The organism is Cupriavidus pauculus, assembly GCF_008693385.1.
Lineage (GTDB): Bacteria > Pseudomonadota > Gammaproteobacteria > Burkholderiales > Burkholderiaceae > Cupriavidus > Cupriavidus pauculus_D.
Window position 1 is genome coordinate 68,144 of sequence record NZ_CP044067.1, and the last position, 17,501, is coordinate 85,644.

The window sequence follows — 17,501 nt, forward strand, 5'->3', positions numbered from 1 at the left end:
CCCCCACCACGCTTATCGCAACGAGGCAAACCATGTCCCAACCGCAATCCCGGCCCGCCGCAGACCTGGCGCCACCCACTACCTCCATGGAGCGCTTCTCGCAGGCCATCGTCGCCTGGGCCGAGAAATGGTTCCCGGACGCCTATGTGTTCGTGGTCGTCGCCTGTGCCGTGGTCGGCCTTGGCGCCGCGTTGCACAGCGGCAATCCGATGGCCGCCAGCAAGGCGTTCGGCGACGGGTTCTGGAGCATCATCCCCTTTACGATGCAGATGGCGATGGTCGCCGTCACGGGCTACGTGCTGGCCATGTCGCCGCCGGTCGCCGCGCTGCTGCGGCGGCTCGCGCAGATCCCGAAGACCTCGCGCGGTGCCATCGTGTTCGTGGGGGTGCTCAGCATCGGGCTATCGCTCGTCAACTGGGGCCTCAGCCTGATCTTCTCGGGACTGCTCGTGCGGGAGATGGCACGCCGCCGGTCCCTGATGCTCGACTATCGCGCCGCGGGCGCGGCTGCGTATCTGGGCATGGGCTGCGGCTTCACGCTGGGCATGAGCTCGTCGGCCGCGCAGCTGCAGGCCACGCCCGCGAGCATTCCGGCGTCGCTGCTGCCCATTACCGGTGTCATCGGGTTTGGCGAGACCATCCTCACCTGGCAGAACCTGCTGGTGATCGTGCTCGTGACCGTGGTGTCGGCGGTCATCTGCCATATGACGGCGCCCAGCCGCGGCGCCACGCGCACGGCGGAGGACCTTGGCGTGGAGCTCGAGGACGACCAGATGGCGCCGGCCCAGCGCAAGCGCCCCGGCGACTACCTCGAGTTCAGCCCGCTGCTGACGATCGTCGTCGTGCTGCTTGCCGCGGGCTGGCTGTGGAACGCGTTCCGCAGCGGCAATCCGCTCATCACGATGTCGCAGCTCAACACGTACAACTTCGTGTTCCTGCTGCTGGGCCTGCTGCTGCACTGGCGTCCGCGCAGTTTCCTGGAAAGCTTCGTGCGCGCGATGCCGAGCGTCGGGGGCGTGCTGCTGCAGTTTCCGTTCTATGGCGGCATCGGCTACATGCTGACCAAAGTCGGCAATGCGCAGGGCGTGACGCTGTCCGACGAGATCGCGCACTGGTTCGTGAGCCTGGCCCATGACTCGGGCATTTTCTCGGTGCTGGTCGGGATCTATTCGGCGGTGCTCGGCTTCTTTATTCCCTCTGCCGGCGGCAAATGGGTCATCGAGGCGCCGTACATCATGACGGCCGCGAACGATCTGCACGCGCACCTCGGCTGGACAGTGATGGTCTACAACATCGCGGAGACGCTGCCCAACTTCATCAATCCGTTCTGGATGCTGCCGCTGCTCGGGATTCTGAAGCTCAAGTCGAAGGACCTCGTCGGCTACACGGCCGTGCAGTTCCTGATCCATACGCCGATCGTGATCGCCGTGGCGGCGCTGCTGATGGCGACCTTCAGCTACCACCCGCCCGTGATGCCCGCGCATTGATGCGGCATGGCGAACCTGTCCATCATGACCACCATGAACGCTTGTTTCTCCGCCGGCCTGCCCGTCAATAAACCCGTGCTCGGCTACGCGCGGGGCACGCCCGAACGCGCGGCCCTGCGCGGCATGTCGATCGCGCGCGGGGCGACGGGCTGACGGCGCAGGGTTCGGCTCAGGATCTGGCTGAGGATCTGGCTCAGGCCTGCTGGGCGAGGGCGGAGCGGAACAGCGGTTTCCACGCGAGGATATGGCGGCTGATCAGTTCACCGATGGCCGCCACGTCCTGGCGAATCGCCAGGTCCACCATCTGATAGTGTTCCTGCACGGAATCGCGCTGGCGCTGCTTGCCTTCTTCGGAGTCGATGCCGTAGAGCCGCATATCGTCGCGCAGCTGCATGATCAGGCGGGTGAGCAGCGGGTTGCCGACCTGCGACACCAGCGCTTCGTGGAACGCGCGGTCGGTGGCGATATAGGCGGCCACATCGCCGCGTTCGACGGCGCGGCCCACGGCATCGGCGAGTTCGCGCACGGGTTTCGGATCCTTGAGCCCCTGCCGCGCGAGCGATTCGAGCGCGAACCGCTCGAGCAGTTCGCGCATCGTGAACAGATTGTCGAGGGCCTCGAGCGACAACGCCTCGACGCGGAAGCCGCGATTGCGCATGGGGACCAGCAATCCGTTCCGGCTCAGTTCGAGTAGCGCTTCACGGACGGGCGTGGTCGATACGCCAAGGTCATTGGCGAGGCCCGGCACCGAGTAGACCGTGCCTGCGGGCGTGCGCCCCGATACGATCTCCGACCGCACACGTTCCACCACCTGCTCGCGCAGGTTCGTGGCCCGAAGCTCTTGCATGGACTCCATTGTCTCGACTGGATGTGAACACGAACGATGCAAGTGTACCCGAGTTGGTGCAGTAGTGCGTGACGCGTTTTGGTGCGAAATCTCGCTGTTCGGCGTTGCCCGGGTGCGACGGTCTCCACAAATGGGTCACGACGGCGTGGCATCGGATCGCGATAATGGGGACTTCTCATGCCGGAGACCGGCTGCCGCCGGATGCCGATGCCTGAAGCGAAACCACCCGCCGCGCCGCCGCCGCCCTCGTTGCCCTCGTCGCCGTTGCCGCCGATTGCCTACCGCGAAGTCATGCTTGGCACGCGGCCGCGCGAGGAGCATGTATTCGTCGCGCCCGACGACCCGCAGGCGGACGCGCGGCATCGGATCGACGCGCTGGCCTTTCGCCGCTACCTCGAGCGCGCGTTCTCGCATCCGCGGCCGGAGATGCTGCGGTTCGAGGTGCGCGGCTTCGACGTGGTCGCGCTGATCGCGCCCGGCGAAGGCGAAATCTGGTTCTCGGAAGCCGCGGTGCCCACCCGCTGGGACTATGTCGCCGTGACCGAGATCAGCATCGCGCTGTTCGAACTCGAGCGGGCCGTGCCCGCCGGCGCGGTGGACACCAGCTACGACACGCTCGAATCCCCCGAAGAAATCGCCCAACGCCGCGCGGCAGTCATCGAGCGGCTACGCGCCGCCAACGACAAGGTCCGCGCGGTGGCCAACGCGCGCCAGACCATCGTGCGCCGCGCCATGCGGCGTGGGCCACGCGGCGGGTAGGTGTCAGAGGGGAAGGGCGCCGATCAGTCGTTACTCGAAGACTTCATCCAGCAGTTCGGAGCACAGACCTCGCATCTCTTCAGGTTCAAGAATCCGGTCCGCGGGAATGCGCGCAGCCTCGCGCAACATGTCCGTGGTCCCGGCGAAGATCTGTTTGCGCGCCTCAAGAATCTTCGCGATGTCGCAGTCGGCATACGCGGGGATAATCGCCTGCTTCCACGTTTTGTTGAGGACGTCGATCCGTGAGCCAAATAGCTCGAGGGTGTCGTGAATGTAAAGGAGATCTTGCGGCTTCTTTTCCTTCTTCCGTTTGTCGTGGATAAGAAGCTTTTGTGCAATGAACGCTACCGGGTTGGGAATTTGGAGTCGGTTAAGTGCCTCCGTCGAGTTTGCATCTGTGGCCAACGAGACGTGCCATGGGTCGATCAGCAGCAGATCCATGTAGCGCAGCTTTTGCGCGATCACGCCGGCCAACTCGGTGGTCGCGTCATGTTCGCCTGATCGCCTGACTCCGCTGCCGCGCAAGGTCGTGAGGAACTCGACATAGAAGCCCTGTTCTTCCTTGCCCAGCGTGTACTTGGACACCGGAGGCCTGAACTCGCTTTCCAGTTCTTCCTGGAATCCCGCTTTGGCAAGCGCCTCCTTGATGTTCCCGTCGAACGCTTCCTTGTCCCCCAGCGCGACATCTGCGTCCCTCGTATAGAGCGCGTCGTAAGGAGGGATGATCGCCAATGGGTGTTGCCGATACAGGCGGTAGGCCCAACCGCCTGCGAAGACAATTTGATGCCGCCAGGGCTGCAGTGCAATCGCCAGTCTTACGAAGGCATCCAGATCGTTCAAGCGGACTCCCCAATCAGTTTGTTGATGAGTTTTTCTTCGATCAGTTTTGCCTGTTCCCGCCCCCGTGAGGGATGCAGGAACACATCAAGCCATACTTGAATCGCATCCGTGGCCGATACCTGATCGCTATGGACAGCTCCCCTGAATACAGACTCAGGAAACAGCGGTTGCCGCAGAATTAGACTCGGCTTTTCGCCTTCGCGTGCGGGGCGTATGCCCTTCCATTGATCCCCGTCAATCGAGCTGCCTATCTTGCGAACATACACGTGCGGAGGCACGCCCGAAACGTGCCCCAAGCCATAGGCGTCAGCCGCCGCGAACAACCCTATGCACGCTTCGCTCCGATAGCGTCCCATGAACTTCTTCAACTGCCCGCCATCGACATCGGAGATCAGGTATCTGGATGGCTGTTCTGGTCCGACACGAACGGCGCTCGATTTCCACCGTTCGAACAGTGCTTCCCGCCTGACAAGTCGGAGCGTTCTGCCCGATGACAAAAAGCCGTCGCGTCGCAACGCGCCGAGAAACCGCGACACACTCATCGGAGAGACTTTTGCAGCCTCGGCGAGCTCCGTACCGCTTTTGAATTCCTTGCGCGGAGCCGTGAGCAGGGAGGCTGGAATCTCCGGCGCAAGCAGGACCTTCAGCATCCACTGGTTGAGGTCGGATAGGAGATTGGGGGCATGCGGCGACGAGTGACCAACGGCGTCCGGGCGTTCGTCCAAGCGCGTGAGTTCGGACAGTCCATTCCCCTCGAAGTACCGCCGACCATCGGCGCCGAAGAGACCGAACGCAATGTCGGGCGCGAACTGTCCCGTGAAATCGGACACCCGACGAACCAGCGCATCGGGTAACTCGTTCACACCGACAAGCGCCAGCGGTTTGGCACCTGGCTCGCTGCCGGCGTAGGACAGCGCTTCGAGAATGGCTTGGGCCAATAGCGCTACGACCCGATCCGAACGGGCTTCCGCCGCAGTTTTTACCTCGGCGACGTAATGGAACGAGCCTTTTCTGATCGTCAGATCGGGGCGAAGCCGTTCAGCAGGAGGGCCGAGAGCGACGTCCCAACCGAGATCGGAAAAAAAGCTGGCTAGAGAGAGTTCAGATGCGCTTTTCATCGCTTGTCCCATGGCCATGGGATATATCATGGCCGTGATATCTACCTAGGCCATGATAATGCGTCCGCCGCCGCGCAGCAAATTATGCACTATGTGTCACTTACAGGCCGGTCCAGTAGTCGCCTATTCCCAGTGACCTGTCAACATACACGCACGGCGCGGCGTTTCGATGCGCACTCGCTGTTTTCTTATCGTCAGCAGACAAGCGCTGCAGCCGATCAGCGTAAAGCCGTCTTCAAGCCTTCACTTCACGCTCGAGAACTCGCGGCGTATGCGCGTGTTCTCGCCGTCCTCCCGGCAGACAACGGCTGGATCTGTGCGAGAAAGCGCGGTTCATCGGAATAGAGCGGCAGCGTCTGTGCATACGAGCACTGCGCCCATCGTCAACAGTATTGCCACGAGTTTCACAAGTGGCTCCTCCACGATGGGGCGCGACGCTATCAGGGAAGGATGACCGCCTCCTGAACAGGCTCCCGGCAAAGGGCAGCGGCGCTGCATCGGCGCGGTATGATGCAGCTTCCTCTTTTCCCGAGGCTTGCATCTTCCGAGCGCTCGCGCTCATTCCCCATGACCACAGGACACGTCTTTATCGCCACGAGCCTCGACGGCTTTATCGCGCGCCCCGATGGGGACATCGGCTGGCTGCTGGAGCGGGACGATCCGGCCGAGGATCATGGTTACCCGGACTTTATCGCCGACAAGGACATGATCGTCATGGGGCGGGGCACCTATGAAAAGGTGCTGACCATGGGGGAATGGGCCTACGACAGGCCGGTGCTCGTGCTGTCCCGCGAACTGGCGGGTACGCCCGTGCCGGAGGCGCTTCAGGGAAAGGTGCGGTTCTCCGATAGCGCGCCCGCAGTCGCGATGGCGCAGCTGGATGCGGAGGGCGTGCGTCGCGTGTACGTCGATGGCGGTCAGGTGGTCCAGTCCTTCCTGCGCGAAGGATTGATCGCGGACCTCGTCGTCACCACGGTGCCCGTCCTGATCGGCGCTGGCCGGCCGTTGTTCGGCAGCCTCGCGCATGACGTGAGCCTCACGCTTGCCTCGATCCGGCATTTTCCGTCGGGACTCGTCCAGTCGACGTATCGCGTCATGCGGTAGACAATCCATCGGATGGATACCGAGATGCACCGATACAGGAGAAGAACTTGAACGACGAGGGCAGTGCGGCGGGCCGGGCCGTGGCGATTTACTGGGATTTCGAGAATCTGCATGCCGGACTCGTCGAAGCGAAATACGGCGAGGGCGCCTATGCGAAGCAGGACAACCGCTTCAAGGCGCAGGAGCCGTTGATCGATGTACAGGCGCTGGTGGAGCGCTGCGCATCCTTCGGCACCATTGCCATCAACCGGGCCTACTGCAACTGGCAGTTCTTCGGCCGATACCGCGATGCCCTGCTGCAGGGGGCGGTGGAGCTTATCCAGCTGTTCCCGCCGGGCCCGTCCGCCAAGAACGGGGCCGATATCAAGCTATGCCTCGACGCCGCGGAGGATATGGGCCGTTTCAGCCATATCGGTACCGTGATCGTCATCGGCGGCGATAGCGACTTCATGCCCGTGTCGCAAAAAATCAAGGCCGCGGGCCGCACGCTGATCGGCATCGGTCACCGCAAGAACACGAACCGGTACTGGGCCAGCGCATGCCACGCCTTCCACTACTACGACAGCGTGGTCGATCCCGATCTTCCGGTGGCTTCCAGCCTCGCGCCTGAATGAATAGCGACCGAATCGCCGATCATGTCACCGGATTCCCCGGCTTCAGCGCGGGAAACTGAATCTCGAATTCCGTGAATTCGTGCTCGACGGACCGGCACGTAATCGATGCGCCCCAGCTACGGAGCACGTCCTTGCAGAACGCCAGTCCGATACCGGTGCCCCGGTGGGCCGGGTACGAGAAGAACGGCTGGAACATGCGCGCAAGCACGTGCGGCGACACGCCCGTGGCCGTATCGCGAAACAGCACATAGATGCCATCGTCCCGCGCGTCGCAGCGGATGTGGATGCGCCCCTTGCCCGCCCGCTTGATGGCCTCCAGCGCGTTCTTCGTGAGGTTGGTGATGACCAGTTCGAACAACTGCGCATTGCCCATGACATGCACGGGCTCGCACGACTCGACCGTCACGATGCCCTCGTAGGCGGGCTCGAACGGAAAGCGGCCGATGCTCGCGCGAATCGAATCGGCGAGTTCGAACGCTTCCTGCCGGGCCGACTTGGGATCCTTCGAGTTTGCCACCAGCAGTTCGATGCTGCCGTTGACATACGCCACGTCCGTCTGCAGCCGGGCAACGGCCTGCAGCAGCGCATCGCGATAGGGCGACTGCGCGTCGAGCGCCATCGGCAAGCGGTCCCTGAGGCCGACCGCGGTCATCGCCAGGCTCGTCAGCGGCGTACGCAGTTCGTGCGCGACCGTCGCGAGTGCCACCGCCATGCCGCGCCGTTTCTGCTCCACGAGCAGTTGACGATCGAGCTTGATGACGATGAGCACGGCAATGACGAAGGCAATGATCGGCAACTGCAACAGCAGCGACTGCCATGGAATGCCCGCAAGCGAGTGGCCGGCCAGCACGAACAGCGCAAACGCGGCGGCCGCGCCGGAGAGCAACGCAACGGTCGCAAAGCCGGAACTGAAGTGGTAGAGCACCACGATGGCGATGATGACGGATTCCGCCCACACCAGCGAACCGTGATTCTCCAGATAGAGAAAAATAAACGCGAACGGCATGCCCACGGTAATCGCGAACAGCGCATACATCGGCAGCCAGCGCTTGTGCGACAGCGCGGAGGCGAACAGCAGCGGAGCGAACAGGATCGTGCAGACGAGCCGCAGCCACAGGTTCTCGTAAGGCTGCGGGAAGACGTAGGACCAGATGATGTAGTAGAGCGGATGCCCGATGACGCCGAGCGCGCCGACCATCTGGATCCGGCGCAGACGCACGACGCTTTCCTCGTCGAGCAGCGTGGTACGCGAGGCCCGCTCGAACAGGGCGCGCCATGTATTTTTTACCAGCCGTCGTGCACTGGATTCGCCGCCTGCCTGCTTCCGCGTTGCTTCCATATCCAGCCTGCACTCCTTGAGGGATTGTGGGGATCGTGGCTATGCCCCGCCGGCCGGCCCCGATGTGCCGCGCCGCGCCCTGCGCGTCGACGACCATTCCTCGAGCCTGACTTCATCCCGGATCGCCGCCAGTACCGCGACAAGCCGCTCCACATCGGAAGGCGTGAGTTTCGCATGCAGCGTTAGGCGCATCAATGCCCTATTCTTGGGGGTGGCGGGCGAGCAGAACACCGCGCCGAAGATCCCGCGCCGTTGCAGTGCATTGCGTAGCGTCATCACCTGCGGCTCCGTTCCCGCTTCGAGCCCGATGATCTGCTCGCTGCCGTCGCTGATGTTGTAGCCCAGATCGGAGATGGCGGCTCTGATGGACCGCGTGATCGCGTGCAGCTGCTGCCGGCGGTCTTCCGCCTGCGCGATAAAGTCCGTGGCGGCGTCGAACCATGCAATCTCGTGGCGCAACAGGCCGGAACTGAAAATCGCCGGCCGCGCTTCCACGGCAAAGAACTCCTTGAACTGGCTGGAACAGGTGACGAAGCCCGCGCGGCCGGCGAATGCCTTGGCCAGCGACGCGGTACGGAAATGGACGCGTTCCGACAGGCCGAGGGCCGGTACCAGTCCGCCGCCGCGTGGGCCATGGGTGCCGAGCGAGTGGGACTCATCGACCACGATCACGCTTTTCGTGGTTTCGGCGACGCGCACGAACGCCTCGAGCGGGGCAACGCTGCCCGTGGTGCTGTAGACCGAATCGACCATGATGACACCGGGCCCGATGCGCTCGATCTGGCGTTCCGCATGCGCGAAGTCGTTATGGCGGATCGGCACGGCCTGCGCCCCGGCCGCGCTGATGCCCTCCCACAGCGACGCGTGCGCGTTCATGTCGATATAGACGGGCACGCCGGGGCCCGCGATGCATTGCACCAGACCGACGTTCGCCGCCCAGCCGGACTGGGCGATCAGGCCGTCTTCCGCCTGCATCAGGTCCGCGAGCTTGCGCTCGAGCCGCTGCTGGGGCGTATCGCCGTGCCGGAACACCGAGGACATCAGCAGTTCGGGCTGCTCGTCGAGCAACGCGCGCGCCTGCGCCTGTACGAGCCCGGGCTCCCCCAGCAGGCACAGATAGTCGTTGCTGCTCAGATGCAGGGCATCGGGGTCCGGCGTGCGGCCATGGAGCAGATGGTCGCCGCCCCAGAGCTTCTCCATCCGGTCGACGAAATGGGCCTCCATCCGATTGGCAATCCACGTCGGAAGCGGCGCGGACCGGCGATTGCGGGCAATCGTCGGCGTTTCTTTGACATCGGCAAGCGGCATGAAGGGTTCTCCAGGGGGTATGCGCAAAGGGGGACACAGACACAACGATCACGAAAAGCTTGAGGCCTACTGCCAATATCCGCAGGATCCCTACTTTCGTGGGGACGGGCGTCCGCGGGATCTCTGCGGTGAAATGTTGTCATGCGGCAACAACGGCCGGGCGCATTTTCGGCCCATCGAGGCGTCCTGCCATGCCAATCGTCGGGGTGACACCTGGCCGCTGGCCTGCATCCCCTACAGCGGCGCGGACTACGGGGAAGTCGCCGCCATCGCCCGCGAGGTCGATCATGGTGACGATGGGGTTTTCCACAATGCCTGGATGCGCGCTGCCGAACGTATCGCGCGGGATGCTGGCGAAACCCTCGCCCGGGGGCAGCGCGCCATGGCCGCCGCGCGATGGCAGAAAGCAAGCGTGTTTCATGCCACGGCGTACCACCCGATGTACGGCACGCCGGCAATCCGAGCCGGAATGCCGCGCCGGATTGCCGCGCGGACCAGGGAGACCGATGCGTTCGATCGCGCGATGGCGTTACGCGATACGCCCGCGCAAAAGCGCGATATCCCGCCTGGCGACACTGTACTGCGGGGCTATCCGATCCGCTCGGCCTCGCATCCGGGCGATACCCGGCCGCAGCTGATCCTGAACAACGGTTACGACGCGACGATGGCTGACATCTACTATATGGCGGCGGTGTCGGCACGGGCGTGCGGACTGGGGAACGGTGATCCACGCCGCGGTCGATGTCGCTGTGACGCTGCCACGTATCGATGCGCGATTATTGGCGCTTTCCGGGCGCAGGTGATTGGTTTTGGGGGGGATCCCGCTGAAACGCGAGGGAGCGAGGTGGATGGTCGCGCGGCGCGGTGTGGCGTGGCGTGGCGGCCGCGCGGAGGCCATTCGGTGTCCGGTGCCGTTGCCGCAGGCCGAGGAAGACCCGCTAGCACGGTGTACGGCGGCCTGTCCGCGCAGCGCTGCTCCTGCGCGTGTCAGAGGTACTCGACGTTGCCGTCCACGCTGATGGCCTGCCCGGAGACATTGCGTCCGGCGGGCGAGGCGAGGAACAGCGCCATGGCGGCCACATCCTCGGCCGTGACCATGCGCCGTAGCGAGATCTTGCTCAGGTACTCGGCCTTCATCGCGTCAAAGCCGATACCGCGCTCGTCCGCGCGCGCGGCGATCACGCGGTCCATGCGCGGACCTTCGACGACGCCGGGCAGGATGGCATTGACGCGGATATCGTCCGGGCCGAGCTCGATGGCCAGCGATTTCACGAGGCCGACGATGGCCCATTTGGTCGCCGCATAGGGCGTGCGGTAGGCATACCCGAGCCGGCCCGCGACCGACGACATCGCGATGATGGTCGGACTGTCCGACGTGGCCTTGAGCAGCGGTACCGCCTTGCGCAGGAAGGCATGCTGGCTGTTCAGGTTGGTCGTGACCGTCTGTTGCCACTGCTCGGGCGTGATGGCGTCCACCGCGCCGGTGGGGCCGGCGATGCCCGCGTTGTTGACGAGCACATCTAGCCCGCCAAGCGCTTCGCTGGCGGCGTCGATCACGCGGTCGACCTGCGCGGCGTCGGCGACATCGGCCACGCCCGCGAACAGGCGCGGGTGACGGCTCGCGGCACGTGCCACGGCCTCTGCATCGATATCGCAGACGTAGACCGACGCGTCCGCCTCGAGGAAAGCGTCGGCGATTACCGCGCCGATGCCCGAGGCGCCGCCCGAGATCAGCACGCGCAGGCCGGCGCGGGGCTTGAGCATGTCGAGGATGGTCATGGTGAGTCTGTCTCCTTTGTCGTGCCGGGCCGTTACAGCGTCATGCCGCCAGAGACCTCGAGCACCGCGCCATTGATATAGCTCGCTTCGTCGCTTGCAAGAAACGCATACACGTTGGCGATCTCCTCGGGTTGGCCAAGGCGCCGCAGCGGCACGTCATCGCGCATTTTCGCGAGCACCTCGTCCGGCACGGTGCCGAGGATTGGCGTCTCGATAAAGCCCGGTGCCACCGCATTCACGCGAATGCCCTTGGGACCGAGTTCGCGGCTCCAGGTCTTGGTGAAACCGATGACGCCGAACTTGGCGGCCGCATAATTGGTCTGGCCGTAGTTGCCATACACGCCCACCACGGAACTCGCGTTCAGAATCACCCCGGCGCGCTGGTCGATCATCGTATCGACGACGGCCTGCGCGACGTGGAAGACCGCGCGCAGGTTCACGTCGATCACGTCGTCGAACTGCTTCGCGGTCATCTTCTGGAGGCGCGCATCGCGCGTGATGCCCGCGTTGTTGACGAGCACGTCGATGCGCTGCCAGCGCGCCAGCACACTCGCCACCATCAGGTCCACCGCGTCGCGATCGGTCACGTCCACGGTATAGCCGTGCGCATCGGCACCGGCCTCGCGGCAGGCCTGAACCACCGCCGATATGGCCTCGGGATTGACGTCGCACACGGCCACGGTCGCGCCCTCGCGGGCGAACTTGAGGGCGGTGGCGGCGCCGATGCCCTGGCCCGCGCCCGTGATGATGGCTACCTTGCTGCTGAGTCTCATGAACCTGCTCGTTGTCGTGTGGTGAGGAGTGGAGATTATTACGCGCGCTGGGGAAGACCGCCTTCGGTACTTGCCCGACCGGCGTCGGATTCATTGTCGATGGCCCGCGCCAGCAGCGGTACGATCAGCAGGCCGAGCAACGCGGCGCCGATGATCACCGCAAAGCCCGATGCGCTGCGCCCCGTGGCGGCCTCCGCCATGCCGAACAGGTAAGGACCCGCGAAGCCGCCCAGCAGACCGATCGTGTTGATAAAGGCCAGCCCCGCCGCCGCGTGGATACCCTGCAGGCGCTTCATCGCAATGGTCCAGTAGGACGGGAGCACGCCGCCGCCGAAGAACGCCGTGCCCGCCAGCAGCACGATCTGCAGCGTCTGGTTCGACGTCAGCAGGATACCCGCCGCGGTCAACGCGGAGCCCGCGGTCAGCACCCACAGGAACTTGCAGTCCGACTGCGTGCGGCGATGGATGCGCGGCAGCGTGAGCACGCCGAGCAGGAAGCCGATGCCGACGCTGCCGGACAGCACGCCGATGAGCAGCGGCGAGGTGACATGCATCTGCTGGATGATGGCCGGCGTAAAGAACACGAGCCCCACGAACGCGACCTGATTCAGGAAGTAGATGAGGCCGATCAGCACGGTGGTCGGACGCTTGAGCGCCGCCATCCAGTGGGCGGAAGTCAGGTGCGCATGGTCGTCGATGACCGCGCGGGACTCGAGCGACTGGGCTTCCGCGCGCGACAGCCAGCGCGCGTCCGACGGCCGCTCCGGCAGCTTGAAGTACAGCAGGATGCCGACGAAGATCGTGGGCAGCCCCTCGATCAGGAACATCCATTGCCAGCCATGCAGTCCGCCGATGCCGTCCATCTGCATCAGCGCGCCGCCAATCGGGTTGCCGATGACGAGCGCGATGGCCGGTGCCGTGTAGATCCAGCCGACCGCGACGGGACGATCCTTCGGCGCGAACCACAGCGTCACCATGTACATCAGCGCCGGAAACAGCCCCGACTCGGCGATGCCGAGCAGCACGCGCAGCACGTAGAACGACCATTCGCCCTGCACGAACATCATGCCGGCCGACAGCGCGCCCCATGTCACCGCGATGCGCGCGATCCAGCGGCGCGGCCCCACGCGGTGGGCAATCAGGTTGCTCGGCACTTCCAGCAGCGCATAGCCGATAAAGAAGATGCCGGCGCCGAGCCCGTAGATGGCGGCCGTAATGCCGAGGTCATGCGCGAGCTGCACCTTGGCCAGCGCGACATTGGTGCGGTCGAGGTACGACATGAAGTAGATCGCGCACATCAGCGGGATCAGATACCGCATTGCCTTGCGCGTGGCTTCGGCGTGGGTCGTGTCACTGCCCGAATCGAACGAAGGGGTCACCATTGTTGTCTCCAGATGGTTGTTGTCGTGAGGCTCAGAAAGTCACCGCCGCCGCGCCCTTGAGCCCGAGCATCTCGCGTGCTTCGTCGGGCGTGGCGATCTCGAACGACAGTTCCTCGAGCACGCGGCGGATCTTGCGGACCTGCTCGGCGTTGCTGCGCGCTTTCACGCCCTTCGACAGATAGACGCTGTCCTCGAGGCCCACGCGCACGTTGCCGCCCAGGATCGCGGCCATCGTGACCAGCGGCATCTGGTGCCGGCCGGCGCCGAGGACGGAGAAGTGGTAGTTCTCGCGCCCGAAGAGGCGGTCCGCGGTATTGCGCATGACCACGAGGTTTTCGGGATCGGGGCCGAGGCCGCCCAGAATGCCGAGCACGGTCTGGATGAAGAACGGCGGCTTGACCAGCCCGAGGTTCATGAAGTGCGCGAGGTTGTAAAGATGGCCCACGTCGTAGCACTCGAACTCGAAGCGCGTGCCGTGGTCCGCGAACTCGGTGAGGATGTTGCGGATGTCCCGGAAGGTATTGCGGAAGATCATGTCCTCCATGCCTTCGAGGTATTCCTTCTCCCAGTCGAAGCGCCAGCCATCCTCGCGGTCGATCTTCTGCGCGATGGGATGCAGCGAGAAGTTCATCGAGCCCATGTTGAGCGAGCACATCTCGGGGCGTGCCACGCGCGGATAGGCCAGGCGCTCGTCGAGCGTCATGCGCGTGCTGCCGCCGGTGGTGATGTTGATGACCGCATCGGTCTCCCGCACGATCTCGGGCACGAATTCGCGGAAGACCGCGGGGTCCGGCGTGGGACGGCCATCGACGGGGTTTCGCGCGTGCAGATGGAGGATGGCGGCGCCGGCCTGCGCGGCCTCGATTGCCTGCGAGGCGATATCGGCGGGCGTCAGCGGCAGGTAGGGCGACATCGAGGGCACGTGCGCGGAGCCGGTGACGGCGCACGAGATGATGACTTTGCGGGCGTCGGAACGCTTGGGGGTAGGTGTCACGGTGGCTGTCTCGTTATATGGCTCGGGCGAGCTTGTGGAGGGGATGATAGTTCGGTAGCATGCCCGACGTAAGGTCATTTCCGGACACGGTCATGTCCAAAGAGGACAGATTGAAGGCTGGGCGGGAAGGACAGTGAAGGACAGGGAAGAACAGGGAAGAACTGGGAAGGACAGAGGAGACAACCGTGCCGCCGAGATTTCCGCTGCACAACGAGCGCATCCATGCGCCGTACAAGATCGCCGCGCTGGTGGAGGTACTGGCCGAGCAGGGCATCGCGCCCGAGGACAGCCTGCGCGGCAGCGGGCTGGCGCCCGAGGCGTTATCGGACACGTCGCTGCTGACGTCCGTGCGGCAATACATCGCCGTCTGCCGCAATGCGCTGGCCTTGTCGCATGACCCCGCGACGCCGTTCGTGGTGGGCGGACGGCTGCATCTCGCGGCGTACGGCATGTACGGGTACGCGCTGATGTCGTGCCTGTCGCTGCGCGATTACTTCCGGCTCGGCGTCAAATACCATCGCCTCGCGACACCGACGGTCGCGATCGAATGGACCGAGTATCCGGACCGGATGGTGTGGACGTTTCCCGATGCCATGGTGGCCATCGCTTCGGACGAATTGCGCCAGTTCCTGATCGAGCAGCAGTTCACGCAGCACGTGACGCATCTGCAGGATGTGGCCGGGCAGCGTTGCCCGCCCGTTCTCGCGCGCTTTGCCCACCCGGCGCCCGCGCACGCGAGCCTGTATGACCGGTATCTGGGCTGCCGCTGCGAGTTTGGGCAACCCGAATATGAACTCATCTACGACAGTGCGATCCTCGGGCAGAAGCCGCAGCTCGCGCATCGGCATTCCGCGGCGCTGATTCAGGAGACCTGCGACCGGCTCGTGGGCGAGGCCAAGACATCGAGCGGCGTGTCGGGCGAGGTCTACCAGATCCTGATGCGCGAGCCGGGCGTGTTTCCGGGCATGGATGCGGTGGCGGACGCGCTCGGCATGACGAGCCGCACGTTGCGGCGGCATCTGGCGGCGGAAGACACGTCGTTCGGCGCGATTCTCGACGACGTGCGGTTCTCGCTCGCCACCGAGTATCTGAAGACCACGCGCATGAGCACCGACGATATTGCGCTGCTGCTCGGCTTCAGCGATGGCGCGAACTTCCGCCGCGCGCTAAAACGATGGACCGAAGCCGACGATGCGCGCTCAGGTCGCTAGGCGCGGCGCCTGCGTGCGCGAGGCAAACGCGAACGCGATCTGCACGGCGCCCACGCACAGCCCCATCGCCGCCCCCAGCTTCCACGCCGTATCGTAGTTGCGCGCGAGCTCGTACAGCCAGCCACCGCCGAACGCCCCGATAAAGCTGCCGATCTGGTGGCTGAAGAACGCCACGCCCGCGATCATCGCCTGCCAGCGCAGGCCGAACGTCTGCGCAATCCACCCCTGCACCAGCGGCGACACGCCGAGCCACAGGAAGCCCATGACCGACGCGAAGATCATCGTGGTCTCGGGCGTCGGCGACGCATGGAAATACCAGACGAAGCCGGCCGACCGCAGGATATAGATGCAGCCCAGCAGATGCAGCTTGTTGACCCGGCCGCCGGCCCAGCCGAAGAACAGGCTGCCGAGCACGTTGAAGCCGCCGATCAGGCCGAGCGCCTTGGCGGACAGCATCGGATCCATGCCGCACAGGTCGAGGTAGGCCGGCAGGTGCGTGGTCAGGAAGACGAGTTGCATGCCGCAGACCGTATAGGCCAGCGCCATGACGACAAAGGGCGGATGGCGCAGCGCGCTCATCAGCGCATGGCGGCCGCTTTGTTCGACGGGAGCATGGGTGGGCGTGGCCTGGCGCAAGGCGTCGACGCGGCCGGCGGACCACGCGGCGGGCAGCATGATCAGCGCGAGAATCACGAACGAGGCCACGCCAAGGCGCCAGCCCCAGCCCTGCGAGATCGCCTGCCCGAGCGGCGCGGCGATCATCGCCCCGAGCGATCCGCAGGCCGACACGAAGCCGAGCACGAGGCTGCGCACATGCGGCGGCACCGCGTTGGACGCGGCGGCCATCGACATCGCGGTGCCCGTGGTGGCCATGGCGGCACCGATCAGCAACCCCGCACCGAGGATCACGGCCCAGAGCCCCTGCGACGTCGCCAGCAGAAGCAGGCCGACGAGATACAGCAGCGACCCGCCGATCATCAGTGGCCGGAACCCGACCCGCACCGCCAGCGCGCCCGCGAACGGCTGCAGGACACCCCACGTGAGGTTCTGCACGGCAACCGCGATCGTGAAATCGCCCACGGAAATCCCGATATCGCGCGTGAGCGGCGGCACGAAGATCCCGAGACTTTGCCGGAGCCCCATGGCGAGGGACAGCATGACGGACGCGCCGACCAGGATGGGCAGCGCGGAACGGAGGGGGTTGGACATGTCGTTGGCGTCTCGGTGTCGTTATCTCGAATGGCCTCTGCGGGCCTCCGAGATTGTAGCCAAGTCAACGAATTTCCACAGAACGACCGTGTGGCGGGGGAACGGTCGCGTCAGGGCCGGTACGGTTCGAGGATCGCGTCCGTCATCCCATACCCGGCATCGCCCATCATGGTTTCCGCGCGCTCCACGCGCATGACGCCGCGGATCCAGACCGTGTCCATCGTGCGCAGCCCGTCCAGCGGGCGGTTGGTGCGCACGTGGACCACCTGGTTGGAAGGCGGTGGCGGCAGATGGATGCAGGCGCCAAAGTAGGGGACCAGCAGGAACTCGCGAACGGCCTCGCCTTCGCCGTCGAGCGAGACGACGAAGCCGGGCAGGCGGACCGCGGTGCCGTCGAGCGACGGTTCGACCGGTGCCGATTGCCAGTACTGGCGGGCCTTGTCCATGGCGATCTCCGCGCGGGGATCGTTGTCTTCCATGTCGTCGAGCTTCAGGCCCTTGAACGGGGCCATTGGGTCCCAGCCCTTGGGCAGCAGGGTTTGCCAGTCGATCTCGCGATAGTTGCCGACGGGCGCATCAGGCTGCGCTACGACGGGTGCCTTCGTATCGGCAATCGGCGCGGGCGACTGGGAACGCAGCCAGTAACCGCCCCCCACGGCAGCGGCCGTGCAGACGATGACGGCGGCGGTGGCCAATAACGGCGCGGACAGGCGTCGGCCTGGAGACTTCATCGGCAA

General features: G+C 64.9%; 18 protein-coding genes. 6 read left to right on the forward strand and 12 right to left on the reverse strand.

The window, feature by feature from the left end:
* Positions 1–32 precede the first annotated feature (32 nt).
* Together FOB72_RS18550 and FOB72_RS32815 are read left to right on the forward strand one after the other, a co-directional pair.
* On the forward strand, positions 33–1,487 hold the full coding sequence (locus FOB72_RS18550) for a short-chain fatty acid transporter (RefSeq protein ID WP_150374219.1): 1,455 nt from the start codon (positions 33–35) through the stop codon (positions 1,485–1,487).
* Between the two features lie 24 nt (positions 1,488–1,511).
* The gene (locus tag FOB72_RS32815; protein WP_263364816.1) at positions 1,512–1,640 is read left to right on the forward strand and encodes a hypothetical protein; all 129 of its coding nucleotides are present in this window, start codon (positions 1,512–1,514) and stop codon (positions 1,638–1,640) included.
* A gap of 40 nt (positions 1,641–1,680) precedes the next feature.
* Here FOB72_RS32815 and FOB72_RS18555 read toward each other — a convergent pair whose 3' ends face one another.
* Positions 1,681–2,343: a GntR family transcriptional regulator gene (locus FOB72_RS18555; protein WP_150374220.1), complete on the reverse strand. Its 663-nt coding sequence runs from the start codon at positions 2,341–2,343 to the stop codon at positions 1,681–1,683.
* A gap of 198 nt (positions 2,344–2,541) precedes the next feature.
* Between FOB72_RS18555 and FOB72_RS18560 the strand changes: the two genes are divergently transcribed.
* Positions 2,542–3,093 carry a hypothetical protein gene (locus FOB72_RS18560; RefSeq protein ID WP_223851681.1) on the forward strand — a complete coding sequence of 184 codons (552 nt, stop codon included), beginning with the start codon at positions 2,542–2,544 and terminating at the stop codon, positions 3,091–3,093.
* A gap of 30 nt (positions 3,094–3,123) precedes the next feature.
* Here FOB72_RS18560 and FOB72_RS18565 read toward each other — a convergent pair whose 3' ends face one another.
* Both FOB72_RS18565 and FOB72_RS18570 read right to left on the reverse strand, forming a co-directional pair.
* Positions 3,124–3,933, reverse strand: coding sequence for a GSU2403 family nucleotidyltransferase fold protein (locus FOB72_RS18565; protein WP_150374221.1), 810 nt, complete (start codon positions 3,931–3,933; stop codon positions 3,124–3,126).
* Positions 3,930–5,069: a helix-turn-helix domain-containing protein gene (locus FOB72_RS18570; RefSeq protein ID WP_150374222.1), complete on the reverse strand. Its 1,140-nt coding sequence runs from the start codon at positions 5,067–5,069 to the stop codon at positions 3,930–3,932. Before FOB72_RS18570 ends, FOB72_RS18565 begins: the two co-directional genes overlap by 4 nt.
* Positions 5,070–5,618: 549 nt before the next feature.
* On the opposite strand from FOB72_RS18570, the gene FOB72_RS18575 reads away from it, so the two are divergent.
* Entirely contained in the window at positions 5,619–6,155 is a 537-nt protein-coding gene (locus FOB72_RS18575) for a dihydrofolate reductase family protein (RefSeq protein WP_150374223.1), read from the forward strand.
* A gap of 47 nt (positions 6,156–6,202) precedes the next feature.
* Positions 6,203–6,769 (forward strand): NYN domain-containing protein, encoded by a 567-nt coding sequence (locus tag FOB72_RS18580; RefSeq protein ID WP_223851682.1) that lies wholly within the window; start codon positions 6,203–6,205, stop codon positions 6,767–6,769.
* 19 nt (positions 6,770–6,788) lie between these two features.
* On the opposite strand, the gene FOB72_RS18585 is transcribed toward FOB72_RS18580, so the two are convergent.
* From FOB72_RS18585 to FOB72_RS18615, 7 genes are all read right to left on the reverse strand, one after another.
* Positions 6,789–8,108, reverse strand: a complete 1,320-nt coding sequence (locus FOB72_RS18585; RefSeq protein ID WP_150374224.1) for a sensor histidine kinase — start codon at positions 8,106–8,108, stop codon at positions 6,789–6,791.
* A gap of 39 nt (positions 8,109–8,147) precedes the next feature.
* Positions 8,148–9,416 (reverse strand): alpha-hydroxyketone-type quorum-sensing autoinducer synthase, encoded by a 1,269-nt coding sequence (cqsA, locus tag FOB72_RS18590; RefSeq protein WP_150374225.1) that lies wholly within the window; start codon positions 9,414–9,416, stop codon positions 8,148–8,150.
* A gap of 139 nt (positions 9,417–9,555) precedes the next feature.
* Positions 9,556–9,837, reverse strand: coding sequence for a hypothetical protein (locus FOB72_RS18595; RefSeq protein WP_150374226.1), 282 nt, complete (start codon positions 9,835–9,837; stop codon positions 9,556–9,558).
* A 566-nt stretch (positions 9,838–10,403) separates the two neighbouring features.
* Entirely contained in the window at positions 10,404–11,195 is a 792-nt protein-coding gene (locus FOB72_RS18600) for an SDR family oxidoreductase (protein ID WP_150374227.1), read from the reverse strand.
* Positions 11,196–11,227: 32 nt separating this feature from the next.
* Positions 11,228–11,968 carry a 3-oxoacyl-[acyl-carrier-protein] reductase gene (gene fabG / locus FOB72_RS18605; RefSeq protein ID WP_150374228.1) on the reverse strand — a complete coding sequence of 247 codons (741 nt, stop codon included), beginning with the start codon at positions 11,966–11,968 and terminating at the stop codon, positions 11,228–11,230.
* 38 nt (positions 11,969–12,006) lie between these two features.
* Complete coding sequence (locus tag FOB72_RS18610) at positions 12,007–13,350, reverse strand: MFS transporter (RefSeq protein WP_150374229.1); 1,344 nt, start codon at positions 13,348–13,350, stop codon at positions 12,007–12,009.
* 31 nt (positions 13,351–13,381) lie between these two features.
* Positions 13,382–14,344 (reverse strand): 3-keto-5-aminohexanoate cleavage protein, encoded by a 963-nt coding sequence (locus FOB72_RS18615; protein ID WP_223851683.1) that lies wholly within the window; start codon positions 14,342–14,344, stop codon positions 13,382–13,384.
* Between the two features lie 185 nt (positions 14,345–14,529).
* On the opposite strand from FOB72_RS18615, the gene FOB72_RS18620 reads away from it, so the two are divergent.
* The gene (locus tag FOB72_RS18620) at positions 14,530–15,555 is read left to right on the forward strand and encodes an AraC family transcriptional regulator (protein WP_150374231.1); all 1,026 of its coding nucleotides are present in this window, start codon (positions 14,530–14,532) and stop codon (positions 15,553–15,555) included.
* Here FOB72_RS18620 and FOB72_RS18625 read toward each other — a convergent pair.
* Together FOB72_RS18625 and FOB72_RS18630 are read right to left on the reverse strand one after the other, a co-directional pair.
* Positions 15,544–16,764 (reverse strand): MFS transporter, encoded by a 1,221-nt coding sequence (locus FOB72_RS18625; RefSeq protein WP_150374232.1) that lies wholly within the window; start codon positions 16,762–16,764, stop codon positions 15,544–15,546. The two genes, FOB72_RS18620 and FOB72_RS18625, sit on opposite strands and share 12 nt — an antisense overlap.
* A gap of 110 nt (positions 16,765–16,874) precedes the next feature.
* Positions 16,875–17,495, reverse strand: a complete 621-nt coding sequence (locus FOB72_RS18630; protein WP_150374233.1) for a DUF3299 domain-containing protein — start codon at positions 17,493–17,495, stop codon at positions 16,875–16,877.
* Positions 17,496–17,501: the final 6 nt, after the last annotated feature.